The sequence below is a fragment of the Blastococcus brunescens genome (genome assembly GCF_035320885.1).
Classification (GTDB): Bacteria; Actinomycetota; Actinomycetes; order Mycobacteriales; family Geodermatophilaceae; genus Blastococcus_B; species Blastococcus_B brunescens.
Map to the genome: position 1 here is coordinate 1,768,807 of NZ_CP141261.1, position 12,228 is coordinate 1,781,034.

12 protein-coding genes and 7 pseudogenes are annotated in these 12,228 nt (G+C 74.2%); 16 read left to right on the forward strand and 3 right to left on the reverse strand.

The window, feature by feature from the left end; translation table 11 throughout:
• Positions 1–81: 81 nt before the first annotated feature.
• Complete coding sequence (locus U6N30_RS11775) at positions 82–534, reverse strand: maleylpyruvate isomerase N-terminal domain-containing protein (protein ID WP_324277444.1); 453 nt, start codon at positions 532–534, stop codon at positions 82–84.
• Positions 535–665: 131 nt separating this feature from the next.
• Between U6N30_RS11775 and U6N30_RS11780 the strand changes: the two genes are divergently transcribed.
• The 6 genes and pseudogenes from U6N30_RS11780 to U6N30_RS35405 all read left to right on the forward strand — a co-directional run bounded on the left by U6N30_RS11780 (position 666) and on the right by U6N30_RS35405 (position 3,468).
• Positions 666–1,067 carry a DUF6597 domain-containing transcriptional factor gene (locus U6N30_RS11780; protein ID WP_324278258.1) on the forward strand — a complete coding sequence of 134 codons (402 nt, stop codon included), beginning with the start codon at positions 666–668 and terminating at the stop codon, positions 1,065–1,067.
• 169 nt (positions 1,068–1,236) lie between these two features.
• Positions 1,237–1,503: a helix-turn-helix transcriptional regulator gene (locus U6N30_RS11785; RefSeq protein WP_324277445.1), complete on the forward strand. Its 267-nt coding sequence runs from the start codon at positions 1,237–1,239 to the stop codon at positions 1,501–1,503.
• A gap of 78 nt (positions 1,504–1,581) precedes the next feature.
• Positions 1,582–2,148 (forward strand): annotated as a pseudogene (locus U6N30_RS11790) (HisA/HisF-related TIM barrel protein); the annotation flags it as partial.
• A gap of 118 nt (positions 2,149–2,266) precedes the next feature.
• Positions 2,267–2,659 (forward strand): RidA family protein, encoded by a 393-nt coding sequence (locus U6N30_RS11795; protein ID WP_324277446.1) that lies wholly within the window; start codon positions 2,267–2,269, stop codon positions 2,657–2,659.
• A 71-nt stretch (positions 2,660–2,730) separates the two neighbouring features.
• Positions 2,731–3,056, forward strand: a pseudogene (locus U6N30_RS35400) (HisA/HisF-related TIM barrel protein); the annotation flags it as partial.
• A gap of 133 nt (positions 3,057–3,189) precedes the next feature.
• Positions 3,190–3,468, forward strand: coding sequence for a HisA/HisF-related TIM barrel protein (locus tag U6N30_RS35405; protein ID WP_324278259.1), 279 nt, complete (start codon positions 3,190–3,192; stop codon positions 3,466–3,468).
• Positions 3,469–3,769: 301 nt separating this feature from the next.
• On the opposite strand, the pseudogene U6N30_RS11810 reads toward U6N30_RS35405, so the two are convergent.
• Positions 3,770–4,150 (reverse strand): annotated as a pseudogene (locus tag U6N30_RS11810) (maleylpyruvate isomerase family mycothiol-dependent enzyme); the annotation flags it as partial.
• 180 nt (positions 4,151–4,330) lie between these two features.
• On the opposite strand from U6N30_RS11810, the pseudogene U6N30_RS11815 reads away from it, so the two are divergent.
• From U6N30_RS11815 to U6N30_RS11835, 5 genes and pseudogenes are all read left to right on the forward strand, one after another.
• Positions 4,331–5,131, forward strand: a pseudogene (locus U6N30_RS11815) (ABC transporter transmembrane domain-containing protein); the annotation flags it as partial.
• 172 nt (positions 5,132–5,303) lie between these two features.
• A pseudogene (locus U6N30_RS11820) lies at positions 5,304–5,549 on the forward strand (ATP-binding cassette domain-containing protein); the annotation flags it as partial.
• Positions 5,550–5,632: 83 nt separating this feature from the next.
• On the forward strand, positions 5,633–6,043 hold the full coding sequence (locus U6N30_RS11825; protein ID WP_324278260.1) for an ATP-binding cassette domain-containing protein: 411 nt from the start codon (positions 5,633–5,635) through the stop codon (positions 6,041–6,043).
• On the forward strand, positions 6,040–7,275 hold the full coding sequence (locus U6N30_RS11830; RefSeq protein WP_324277447.1) for an ABC transporter ATP-binding protein: 1,236 nt from the start codon (positions 6,040–6,042) through the stop codon (positions 7,273–7,275). The genes U6N30_RS11825 and U6N30_RS11830 overlap by 4 nt, the downstream gene beginning before the upstream one ends.
• A gap of 296 nt (positions 7,276–7,571) precedes the next feature.
• Positions 7,572–7,883, forward strand: a complete 312-nt coding sequence (locus U6N30_RS11835) for a hypothetical protein (RefSeq protein WP_324277448.1) — start codon at positions 7,572–7,574, stop codon at positions 7,881–7,883.
• A gap of 4 nt (positions 7,884–7,887) precedes the next feature.
• On the opposite strand, the gene U6N30_RS11840 is transcribed toward U6N30_RS11835, so the two are convergent.
• Complete coding sequence (locus U6N30_RS11840; protein WP_324277449.1) at positions 7,888–8,160, reverse strand: hypothetical protein; 273 nt, start codon at positions 8,158–8,160, stop codon at positions 7,888–7,890.
• A 269-nt stretch (positions 8,161–8,429) separates the two neighbouring features.
• Between U6N30_RS11840 and U6N30_RS33805 the strand changes: the two are divergent.
• The 5 genes and pseudogenes from U6N30_RS33805 to hisI all read left to right on the forward strand — a co-directional run.
• A pseudogene (locus U6N30_RS33805) lies at positions 8,430–8,558 on the forward strand (hypothetical protein); the annotation flags it as partial.
• Between the two features lie 241 nt (positions 8,559–8,799).
• Positions 8,800–9,093: a hypothetical protein gene (locus U6N30_RS11845; RefSeq protein WP_324277450.1), complete on the forward strand. Its 294-nt coding sequence runs from the start codon at positions 8,800–8,802 to the stop codon at positions 9,091–9,093.
• A gap of 33 nt (positions 9,094–9,126) precedes the next feature.
• Positions 9,127–9,483: a hypothetical protein gene (locus tag U6N30_RS11850; protein WP_324277451.1), complete on the forward strand. Its 357-nt coding sequence runs from the start codon at positions 9,127–9,129 to the stop codon at positions 9,481–9,483.
• Between the two features lie 10 nt (positions 9,484–9,493).
• Positions 9,494–11,827, forward strand: coding sequence for an FAD-binding dehydrogenase (locus U6N30_RS11855; RefSeq protein ID WP_324277452.1), 2,334 nt, complete (start codon positions 9,494–9,496; stop codon positions 11,825–11,827).
• Positions 11,828–11,952: 125 nt separating this feature from the next.
• Positions 11,953–12,174: pseudogene (hisI, locus tag U6N30_RS11860) on the forward strand (phosphoribosyl-AMP cyclohydrolase); the annotation flags it as partial.
• Positions 12,175–12,228 lie beyond the last annotated feature (54 nt).

Here is a 12,228-nt window from a genome sequence, read left to right on the forward strand (position 1 = left end):
TCACACGTCATGCGTCGGCGGCGGACGACGTCGGCGAGTTCCACAGGCCAGCCCGTCCTCCTCCGGGAGTGGCCGGCGGGATCAGGCGGCCCGGCCGAGGCGGGCCAGCACGCGGGCTGCGCGGTCGGCGTCGTCGGGGGCGTCGACCGCGGTGCGGCAGATGCCGTCCATGTACAACGCCGGGCCGAAGCTTTCGGCGCCCGCCTCGATGCGGTCCAGCTCGTCGGCGGTGAGACCCGCGTCCGCCCCGGCAGCCCGGGCGATGTCCCAGCGGTGCACGAGCATGTCCCAGACGTAGAACTGCAGGAACGCCGCGCCCACCGTGGTCGGCCCGACGAAGCCCTCGAACTCGCGGTCGGGCACGGCGTCGTCGGACAGGGCCCTGGTGACCGCCGCAGCGTGCGTGCGCCAGGCGCCGGCCGGATCGGCGGGCACGTCCGGCGGCCCGCCCAGCTCCACGCCGTGGGTGCCGAGGAACTCGCGCTGGGTGGTGATCAGATGCTCGACGACGTCGGCGGCCGACCACCCTCGCATGGCGAGGGGCGGCCCAGGCGGTCGCCGGCACGCCGGCGAGGAGGTCGGTGAGGGCGTGGTCGGCCACCGCGTACTGCGTCGCTGTCGGGTTCATGGGCCGACCGTAGGGAGGTGCGGCAGGCTCGGTCTTGATGAAACCCGACAGCTCCCGGCCGCTGGACGCGATCGAGCGCGCCCACCTCAAGGATGTCGACGACGCGTCACACATCATGTACCGGTATCCGGTCGATCCGGAGTTCGACGGTCTGCTGCAGCGGTTCTGGATCCCGGTCTGGTCCGTGCCGGCCGGCCAGGAGGCGCCGCAGCGGGTTCTCCAGTACCCGGTCTCGCTCCTGGTCGTGGCAGCGGACTACGCCCGCTTCTACGGCGTCGTCTCCGGGCTGTCGACGACGACGCTGACCGGCGAGGGCTGGGCGGTGGGCGTCATGTGCGCGCCGGCCGCGGGAGCGCTCGTCGCCGGAGGCCCGATGACCGCCTACACCGACCGGTTCGTGGACGTCGCCGACGTCCTCGGAACGGCGGGGAGCGGCTGACCTCCCGGGTGCGTGCCGCCATGGCCGCCGATCCGCACGCCCCGGCCGCGCACGCCCGTGCCATGGCGGCGTTCGCGGGCGCGCTGCGCCCGTTCCTCCCTGTCGACGACGACGGCCTGCTCGTGAACCGGGTGGTGGCCTTCGTCGAGGGGATCGCGAGGTCACGCGGGTGGCGCAGGTCTGCGAGCACGTCGGCCTCTCCGAGCGCGCGTTGCAGCGGCTGGTCAACCGCCGGCTGGGCCTGACCCCCAAGTGGCTGATCCAGCGCCGGCGGCTGCAGGAGGCCGCCGAGCGGCTGCGCGGCCACCCGGCGCGGCTCGGCGACGTGGCAGCACTGCTGGGCTACGCCGACCAGGCCCACTTCACCCGGGACTTCGCCGCCGTCACCGCGATGACGCCGGGGCAGTTCGCCGCGCGGCACGCTCCCGGGAGCTGACTCCGGGTGCCGGTGCGGGCGTCCCTAGGCTGTCGGACGTGCCGAAGCTGCAGCTGCTCCCCGCCGTCGACGTCGCCGATGGTCAGGCCGTCCGTCTGGTCCAGGGGAGGCCGGGAGCGAGACCTCCTACGGCGACCCCTCGACGCCGCGCTGCAGTGGCAGCGCGACGGCGCCGAGTGGGTGCACCTGGTCGACCTCGACGCCGCCTTCGGCCGCGGTTCCAACCACGAGCTGCTGGCCCGGGTGGTCGGCGAGCTCGACGTCGATGTCGAGCTCTCCGGGGGCATCCGGGACGACGAGTCGCTCGCCGCCGCGCTGGCCACGGGCTGCCGCCGGGTCAACCTGGGCACCGCCGCCCTGGAGTCCCCGGAGTGGTGCGCCCGCGCCATCGCCGAGCACGGCGACCGGATCGCCGTCGGGCTCGACGTCCGCGGCACCCGCCTGGCCGCCCGCGGCTGGACCAAGGAGGGCGGGGAGCTCTACGAGACCCTCGCCCGCCTCGACGCCGAGGGCTGCGCCCGGTACGTGGTCACCGACATCACCAAGGACGGCACGCTGAAGGGTCCGAACCTCGACCTGCTGCGCGAGGTGTGCGCCGCGACGCCGCGGCCGGTCGTCGCCTCCGGTGGCGTCAGCTCGCTGGACGACATACGGGCACTGGCGGCCCTGACCGCCGTCGGCGTCGAGGGCGCCATCGTGGGAAGGCCCTCTACGCCGGCCAGTTCACGCTCCCGGAGGCGCTGCAGGTCACCGAGGAGCTTGCGTGAGTGTCATCCGGCTCGGGTCCGGCGCGCCCTGGGAGGCAGTGGTCGGCTACAGCCGGGTCGTCGTGCGTGGCGAGGCCGCCTGGGTGAGCGGGACGACGGCGGTCGTCGACGGGCAGGTGAGGCACCCCGGCGACGCGGGCGCCCAGACCCGCCAGTGCCTCGCGACCATCGAGACGTCGCTGGAGCGGGCCGGGTTCACGCTCAACGACGTCGTCCGCACCCGGATGTTCGTCACCGACATCTCCCGCTGGGAGGAGATCGGCCGGGCCCACGGCGAGGTGTTCGGCGACATCCGGCCGGCCACGACGATGGTGCAGGTCGCCGCCCTGATCGATCCGGCCATGCTGGTGGAGATCGAGGCGGAGGCCGTCCGCGGGGTGCCGGCGTGAGTCTGGCCGTCCGCGTCATCCCGTGCCTGGACGTCGACGCGGGCCGGGTGGTGAAGGGCGTCAACTTCGTCGACCTGCGCGATGCCGGCGACCCGGTGGAGATGGCCCGCGTGTACGACGCCGAGGGCGCCGACGAGCTGACCTTCCTCGACATCACCGCCAGCTCCGGCGACCGCGCGACCACCTACGACGTCGTGAGCCGGACTGCGGAGAGCGTCTTCATCCCCTTGACCGTCGGGGCGGGGTGCGCAGCCCGGAGGACGTGAACCGGCTGCTGCGCGCCGGAGCCGACAAGGTCGCCGTCAACACCGCGGCCGTCGCCCGGCCCGAGCTCATCGCCGAGATCGCCGACCGGTTCGGCAACCAGGTGCTGGTCCTGTCGCTGGACGCCCGCCGCTGCCAGGACGACGCGCAGACGCAGTCCGGCTTCGAGATCACCACCCACGGCGGCCGCCGGGGACCGGCCAGGACGCCGTCGAGTGGTGCATCCGCGCCGCCGAGCTGGGCGCGGGGAGATCCTGCTCAACTCCATGGACGCCGACGGCACCCGCACGGGCTTCGACACCGAACTCATCCGCCAGGTCCGCCGCGAGGTGCGCGTGCCGCTGATCGCCAGCGGGGAGCGGGCGCCGCCGAGCACTTCCCGCCTGCCGTCGAGGCCGGCGCCGACGCGGTCCTGGCCGCGAGCGTCTTCCACTTCGGTGTGCTGCGGGTCGGTGAGGTCAAGGACGCCCTCGCCGCGGCCGGCGTGCCCGTCCGCCACGAGGCGGACACCCCGCTGGGTTGACCCGCCTCGGCGACGATCATGACGTCCCGGTGGCGACACCCCGGTTCCCTCGAGCGTGTCGCCCCGCCGATTTCATGATCGCGGGGAACAGGGTTAGCCGACCTGGACCCGGGCGACGTCGCGGCGGCCCGACGCCCACAGGAGCAGCTCCAGCGGCTCGCCGGTGACGGTCCGCTCGCCCTTCCCGATCCGCTTCTGCACCCCGGTCGCGTCGCTGCGGCGCAGGACGACACCGCGGCGGCCGGCGGAGCGCCGGGCGTACAGCGTGGCCGGGTTCCACAGGCCGTCCTGCTGGGAGGGGAGAGGGCGCGCGGTCGCCAGTCGGGCTGCGCCCGGCGGACGTCCTCGTGGTGGATGGCGAACTCGGCCGTGTTCAGCACCCGGGCGAGCGGACCCCAGCCCATCGGGGACCAGGCGGGAGGCCCCTCGCGGAGACGGCTCACCACCTCGGGGAATGCGGTGGAGGTGCGCAGCCGGTCCTCGACCCGGTGGGACCAGGCGCCCAGTCTCTCCGCGCCGGGCAGCATCTCCAGGCCGAAGCCGGGCATCGCGTCGGGGCGGCGGTCCCGGGTGACCAGGTGGGCGGCGAGGTGGGCCGTGGTCCAGCCCGCGCAACAGGTCGGTGCGTCCGGGCCGAGCTCCTCCAGCAGGTCCGCCAGATGGGCGCGCTCGGTGTCGGCGAAGGATCGGGAAGAGTCGGTCACCAAGGGAAGTTACCGGGAAGGCCGCACCGGGAAACCGGTCGCGGCGCTCAACGCCAGGCGGTCAGCGTTACTAAGCATCCGCACGGAACGACCTCGAGGAGAACAGTGGCCCGCCGCCGAGACCCCGTCGTCCGGCGCGGCCTCCGTCACGTGCGTCGGGCGATCGTCGAGCAGCCGGGCATGTTCGCCCTCGCCGTCCTCGCCAGCAGCATCTACGGCGCGATGACCGTCGCCAGCGCCTACGTCATCGGCGAGATCACCGACCGCGTGCTGCTGCCCTCCTTCGCCGACGGCGTCACCACCGCCGCCGCGCTCTCGCTGGCCGCGGCCGCGATCATCGGGGTGGCGCTGCTCAAGATCGTCGGCATCCTCGGCCGCCGGCTGTTCGCCGGGATCATGAGCTACCGGCTGCAGGCCGACTACCGGCGCCGGGTCACCCGGCAGTACCTGCGTCTGCCGCTGTCCTGGCACCAGCGGCACCCGACCGGGCAGCTGCTGTCCAACGCCAACTCCGACGTCGAGGCCGCGTGGTTCTTCGTCGCGCCGCTGCCGTTCGCCGTCGGGGCGCTGGTGATGATGGTGATCACCGTCGTCGCCCTCTTCCTCACCGATCCGCTGATCGCGCTGGTGGGCCTGGTCGTCTTTCCCCTGGTGTTCGTCGTCAACGTCGTCTACTCGCAGGTGATGAGCCCGCGCATGCAGCGGGCCCAGCAGCTGCGCGGCGAGGTCAGCGAGATCGCCCACGAGAGCTTCGACGCGGCGCTCGTGGTCAAGACCCTGGGCCGCGAGGCGTCGGAGACCGCACGCTTCGGGGCCCGCGCCGAGGAGCTGCGCGACGGGCTGGTCGCCGTCGGGCGGGTCCGCGGCCTGTTCGACCCGCTGATGGAGGCCCTGCCCAACCTGGGCACGCTGGCCGTCCTGCTCATCGGCGCCGGGCGGGTGGCCGACGGCAGCACCGACGCCGGCAGCCTGGTCTCCATCGCCTACCTGTTCCCTGCTGGCGCTGCCCATCCGCGCCATCGGCTGGGTGCTGGCCGACCTGCCGCGCGCCCTGGCCGGCTTCGACCGGGTCACCCCGGTGCTGGAGGCCACCGGCGAGACGCCGTACGGGCCGGACGCCGCGGCCGCCGCCCCCGGCGGTGCGGTCGTGGGCGTGGACCGGGTCGACTTCTCCTTCGCCGACGCGTCCGCGCCGACCCTGCGCGGGGTCACGTTCGACGTCCGGGCCGGCACCACGGTCGCCGTCGTCGGCCCGACCGGTTCCGGCAAGTCGACCCTCGCCGGGCTGCTGGTCCGGCTGGTCGACCCGACCGACGGCACGGTCGTCCTGGACGGCGTGGACGTGCGCCGGCTGCGGGAGGGCGAGGTGAGCGGCCAGGCCGCGTTCGTTGCCCAGGGCACGTTCCTGTTCGACGACACGGTGCGCGGCAACATCACCCTCGGGAGGCGTTCACCGACGACGACGTCCGCGCGGCCCTGCGCGTGGCCGCAGCCGAGGACTTCGTCGACGCGCTGCCCGAGGGCCTCGACACCCGGGTCGGCGAGCGCGGCGCGACGCTGTCCGGCGGGCAACGGCAGCGGCTCGCTCTGGCCCGGGCAGTGGTCCGCCGGCCCCGCCTGCTCGTGCTGGACGACGCGACGAGCGCCGTCGACCCGTCGGTCGAGGCCCGTATCCTCGACGCGCTCCGCGGTGGTGAGGAGGGCGACAGCGACGAGCCGGCCACGGTCGTGGTGATCGCCTACCGGCAGGCGACGATCTCCCTCGCCGACGAGGTCGTCTGGCTCGAGCAGGGCCAGGTGCTCGCGCGCGGCACCCACGAGCAGCTGCTCCACGAGGTGCCGGGCTACGCCGCCCTGGTCCGCGCCTACTCCCAGACGGAGGTGCCGGCGTGAGCACGTCCTCGACCGATTCGCCCCTCCTGGCCGCCGACCAGCGGCGCGAGGGCGCGATGGCCACCCTGCGCCGCGGCCTGCGGATGATGCCGGAGTTCCGGCGCGGCCTGCCGATCACCTTCGCCCTGGCGCTGGTCGCCACCGCCGGTCGCGTCGTCGTGCCGATCGCCGTCCAGCAGGTCATCGACCGCGGCCTGGCCGCCGGCGACCCCGACCTGGGCCTGATCACGCGGCTGGTGGTGCTCTGCGCGGTCGTCGTGCTGATCACCGCCGTCGCCGTCTACCGGATGAACGTCCGCCTGTTCCGCACCACCGAGACCGCCCTGGCCGGGCTGCGGGTCCGCGCCTTCCGGCACGTGCACGACCTGTCGGTGCTGCACCAGCAGGGCGAGCGCCGCGGCTCCCTGGTCTCCCGGGTCACCAGCGACGTCGACCAGCTCTCCACGTTCATGCAGTGGGGCGGCGTGCTCGGCCTGGTCAGCCTCGGCCAGCTCGTGGTGGCCACCGTGGTCATGGCGATCTACTCGTGGCAGCTCACCCTGCTGGTCCTGGTGTGCTTCGTCCCGCTCGCGATCGCGGTCCGGTGGTTCGCCCAGCGGCTCGCGACCGCGTACGGCATCGTGCGGGAACGGGTCGGCGACGTCCTGGGCGCCGTGGCCGAGTCCGTCGTCGGCGCCTCGACCGTGCGCGCCTACGGCGTCGGCTCCCGGACGGCGGCGCGCCTCGACACCGCGATCGACCGGCAGTACCGGGCCCAGGTCGACGCGCAGAAGGTCACCGCCGCGGTGTTCGTCAGCGGGGAGTTCGTGGCCGCCCTGGCCAACGCCGCCGTGGTCGTCGTCGGGGTGCTGCTCGGGCTGGCCGGCGAGATCTCCGCCGGCACGCTGGTCGCCTTCCTCTTCCTGGTCACGCTGTTCGTGGCGCCGGTGCAGACCGCCAGCGAGGTCCTCAACGAGGCGCAGAACGCCGTCGCCGGCTTCCGCCGCGTCCTGGACGTCATCGACACCGAGGCCGACGTCCGCGACCCGGCCGTCGCCGATCCCGACCGCGTGCGCGCGCTCCCGGGTGGGCCGCTGGGCGTCCGGTTCGACGCCGTCTCCTTCCGCTACGCGCCCGGCGCCCGCCTGGCCCTCGAGGACGTCTCGCTCACCATCGACCCGCGACGGCGCGTGGCGATCGTGGGGAGACCGGCTCGGGCAAGACGACGTTCGCGAAGCTGGTCACCCGCCTGATGGACCCCGCCCGGGGCGGGTCCTGCTCGGGTCGGACGCGGCCGGCTGGGTGCCGCTGGACGAGGTGGCCTTCTCCTCGCTGCGCGAGCGGGTCGTGATGGTGCCGCAGGACGGCTTCCTCTTCGACGCGACCGTGGCCGACAACGTGCGCTACGGCCGCCCCGGCATGAGCGACGACGAGGTGGCGGCCGCCCTCGACGAGCTCGAGCTCGGCCCCTGGCTCGCGGGCCTGGCCGACGGCGTGCGCACCCCCGTGGGCCAGCGGGGGAGTCGCTCTCGTCGGGGAGCGGCAGCTGGTGGCGGTGGCGCGGGCCTACGTGGCCGACCCCGACCTGCTGGTGCTCGACGAGGCGACCAGCGCCGTCGACCCGGCCACCGAGCAGCGGCTCACCCGGGCGCTGGACCGGCTGACCGACGGGCGAACCACGCTCACCATCGCGCACCGGCTCTCCACGGCCGAGCGGGCCGACGAGGTGCTCGTCGTCGACGCCGGCCACGTCGTCCAGCGCGGGACCCATGCCGAGCTGGTCGACGCCGACGGCCCCTACGCCCGGCTGCACGCCTCGTGGCGCCGTTCCTCGAGCGGCAGTCCCACGCGGGCCGGCTGACGCCCTACGCTCCGCCCGTGCAGCCGACCTCCGCATCCGTCAGCCGGACGCCGCCCGTCCCCGCCATCGCCGCGGCCGTGCTGGGGCTGATCAGCGCGTTCGCCCCGGCCATCTTCGCCCTCGCGGCCTTCGCCTTCTCCGGAGGGCAGTTCGAGGGCAACGCCTGGCTGCTGATCGCCGTGCCGGTCCTCCTGGTGCTCGGCCTGCTCGTCGGTGCGGTGCGCCTCCTGACCGGACGGTCGTGGTCGACGCTGGCCGTCGTGGCCGGCGTCCTCACCGCCCTGCTGCTCTACGGGTACGCGAGCGGGGCTGGGGCGCCGGCTTCTTCGGGGTGTTCGTCGTCCTCATGCCCCTGCTCACCACGGTGCTCGCCGCGCTGCCCCGTGTCCGCTCCTGGGTGGCTGCCCGACGGGGATCGCCGGCCGCGCGCTGACGCCGAGGCGCCGTCCTCACCGTCGGGTCGCCGTCCCCACGCGGCAACACGAGGACGGCGACCACTCGGCGAGGCCGGCCGTCCACACCTCGCCGCGCTGTCCACAGAGGCCATTGACCTGTCCCCACGCGGGACCGCCGACCGCAGCATCGGCGCATGCATCCCACACTGCGCGCCGTTTCGACAGACGCCTCGGGCTCGTCACGACCGCAGACGCCGTCGGTGTCGGCTACGGCGCGTCAGAGATCCGCGCCCTCTGCCGATCCGGCTCCTGGGTGCGGCTGCGACGAGGCGTGCTCATCGACGCAGCGGCCCTGGCGGCCGCCGAGTCGGCGGGACGCCGCTACGACATCGACCGCCGCCCACGCCGAACGGACGAGCCGAGTCGCCGTTGGAGACCTGCGGCCGGCTGCGCATCGTGGGCGCGGGATTCCCGGTACCCGAGCTCCAGGTGGAGGTTCGCGCCGGGGGCGTCTCGTCGGCGTGGTCGATGCCTGGTTCGACGAGGCCGCCATCGCGGTCGAGTTCGACGGAAGGGCCGAGCACGCCGACCCGTGGCGCGGGCGCACTCCCGAGCGAGTGCTGTGGGAGGAGAAGCGACGTGAGGACGAGCTGCGGGCGCTGGACATCCGCGTCGTCCGATTCGCGGACCCCGACGTCTGGTCCGGCTGGCCCCGCGCAGAGCTGCGTCTGCGGGAGCTGCTCGCCGTCCCTGGCCCCGCGGTGCGGCGGTTCACCGCCACGCCGCGAGCCAGGGGCCTGCGGCGGACCGGCTGAACTCGCCGTTCTCACCTACCGGTCGCCGACCTCGTGCTGCACCACGAGGACGGCGGTCGCGGTGCGAGGCCGGCGACGAGTTCAGCGGCACCCGTGGCCGACCGCGCCGCCTCCTGGGCTCGGGGCATGCCGTCGTCCGCCTCGCGCAGCCGCACGACGACGCGGCGCTCACCCCGGCAGGCTCCTCGCGCGACCGGCGCGCCGCCGGCCGAACGACCCCTGGCCGCGATCGTCGCCGCGATCGGCGGGACCCGGGAGGTGTGGTCGACCCTGCTGCTGCTCGTCGGCCCCGGCGTCTGCCTGGTTTTCGCGCTGCGCAGGCCGGTCCGCGACTGGACCACCGCGCGTCGTCCACCCGGGGGACGGCGCGACGGGGCCCGGGAACGCTAGCGTCGCTGTCGTGACGAGCAACGAGACGGGCCGCACCGAAGCAGACGCAGTCGTCGTGGGAGCGGGCCTCGCCGGCCTGGTCGCCACCGCGGAGCTGGCCGACGCCGGCAAGCGGGTGATCCTGCTGGACCAGGAACCCGAGGCGTCCCTCGGCGGGCAGGCCTTCTGGAGCTTCGGGGGCTGTTCCTCGTCGACTCCCCGAGCAGCGCCGGCTCCGGGTGCACGACTCCCTGGAGCTGGCCCGCCAGGACTGGTTCGGCACCGCGGGCTTCGACCGCGACTCCGACCACTGGCCCCGGCAGTGGGCCGAGGCCTACCTGCAGTTCGCCGCGGGGAGAAGCGGTCCTGGCTCAAGGAGCAGGGCATCGGCTTCTTCCCGGTCGTCGGCTGGGCCGAGCGAGGCGGGTACAACGCCTCCGGACCCGGCAACTCGGTGCCGCGCTTCCACATCGTCTGGGGTACCGGCCCCGCCATCGTCGAGGCGTTCGCCCGGCGGGTGCGCGCCGCCGTCGAGGACGGCCGGGTGGAGCTGCGCTTCCGGCACCGGGTTGACGGGCTCGTCGTCACCGGCGGCGCGGTCACCGGTGTCCGCGGAGCCGTGCTCGAGCCCAGCTCGGTCGGCCGTGGTGAGGCGAGCTCGCGCACCGAGACCGGCGACTTCGAGATCGGCGCGCAGGCCGTCGTCGTCACGGCTGGCGGGATCGGCGGCAACCACGACCTGGTCCGCAAGAACTGGCCCGCCCGGCTCGGCCCCGCACCCGAGCGGATGCTCTCCGGCGTGCCCGCGCACGTGGACGGCCGGATGCTCCAGGCAACCGAGGCCGCGGGCGCCAGCGTGGTCAACGGCGACCGCATGTGGCACTACACCGAAGGCATCGCCAACCACTCGCCGGTCTGGGCGAATCACGGCATCCGCATCCTGCCGGGACCCTCGTCCCTGTGGTTCGACGCGACGGGCAAGCGCCTGCCGGTGCCGCTGTTCCCCGGCTTCGACACGCTGGGCACGCTCGCCCACATCGGGACGACGGGCTACGAGCACACCTGGTTCATCGCCACCCAGAAGATCGTGGAGAAGGAGTTCGGGCTCTCGGGGTCCGAGCAGAACCCCGACCTCACCGGCAAGGACGTCCGCCTGCTGGCCACCCGCGTCAAGGCCGGCATGGCGGCACCCGTCCAGGCCTTCCTCGACAAGGGCGAGGACTTCGTCGTGGCCGACACGCTGCCCGAGCTGGTCGCCGGGATGAACCGGATCACCGGGGGCACACCGGAGCTGGACCTGGGCCAGATCGAGCGGGAGATCGTCTGCCGCGACCGCGAGATCGCCCACGAGTTCGGCAAGGACATGCAGATCAACGCGATGCGGGCGGCGCGCAACTATCTGGGCGACAAGCTCATCCGGGTCGCGCAGCCGCACCGGATCCTCGACCCCGCTGCCGGTCCGCTGATCGCGGTGCGCCTCAGCATCATCACCCGCAAGACCCTCGGCGGCCTGGAGACAGACCTGTCGGCCCGGGTGCTGCGCCCGGGCGGCGAGGTCTTCCCCGGCCTGTACGCGGCCGGTGAGGTCGCCGGCTTCGGAGGCGGGGGATGCACGGCTACCGGTCCCTGGAGGGCACCTTCCTCGGCGGCTGCATCTTCTCCGGACGGACAGCCGGCCGGGCGGCGGCGGCCGCGCTGTGACCGGCGGCTGGGGCCCACCCGGGCAGAGCCCGTGGGCCGATCCTGCGACCCCCACCGTCCCCGGGCAGCCCTACGCCGGCCCGCCGCCGACGGTCGCGCCCTACGCCGCGCCGCCGGCGTACGGGTATCCGGGCCAGCCCTGGGGTCAGCAGTGGGGCCACCCGCCCCTTACGGCTACCCGCTCCCGCCGCGGCGCCCGCAGCGGCCGGGGCAGGTCATCACCGCCGCCGTGCTGGCGTTCGCGCAGTCGCTCGTCGTCGTGATCGCCTCGCTGTACCTGTGGTTCTTCGCCTCGATCGCGGACGCGGCGGTGGCCGAGGCGGGCGCCCCGTACTCGCCGACCGTGGTGAACGCGCTGGCCGACGAGGGAGTCACGCTGGCGGTGATCCAGCTGCTGTCCGCGGTGGCGCTCGTCGCGTCCGGCGTGTGGGCACTGAACTCCGACCGCCGGGGCGCGTGGCTGCTGCTGGTGGGCGCGCTCGCCGTCCAGGTCGTCCTGGCCCTCTACTGGGGCACCCGGCTGCAGTCGTTGATCGGCGGCGTGGAGACCGACGGCACGATCGCGGCGTTCTCGCTGTTCTTCGCCGCCGGCCCGCTCGTCGGGCTCGGCATGCTGCTGTTCGGCCCGGGGCGGCGCTGGTTCGGCGCCACCCCGCAGGGCTGACCGGCCGGGCCGCGTCGCGGGGCGCGCGCCGCGCACGGCAGACTGGACGGCATGTCCGACGTCCCCTCGCCGAACCTGCGCTCGATCCCGAGGTCGCCGCGCTGCTGCGTCGCGACCCGGCCGGGCTGGTCGCCGCCGTCGTCCAGCAGCACGACAGCCGCGAGGTGCTCATGCTCGCCTGGATGGACGAGGAGGCCCTCCGCCGGACGCTGACCACCGGTCGGGCCACGTACTGGTCGCGCAGCCGCGGGGAGTACTGGGTCAAGGGCGAGACCTCGGGCAACCGTCAGTGGGTGCGGGAGGTCCGCGTGGACTGCGACGGCGACGCGCTGCTCGTGCTGGTCGACCAGGAGGGCGCCGCCTGCCACACCGGCGAGCGCAGCTGCTTCTTCCGGTCGATC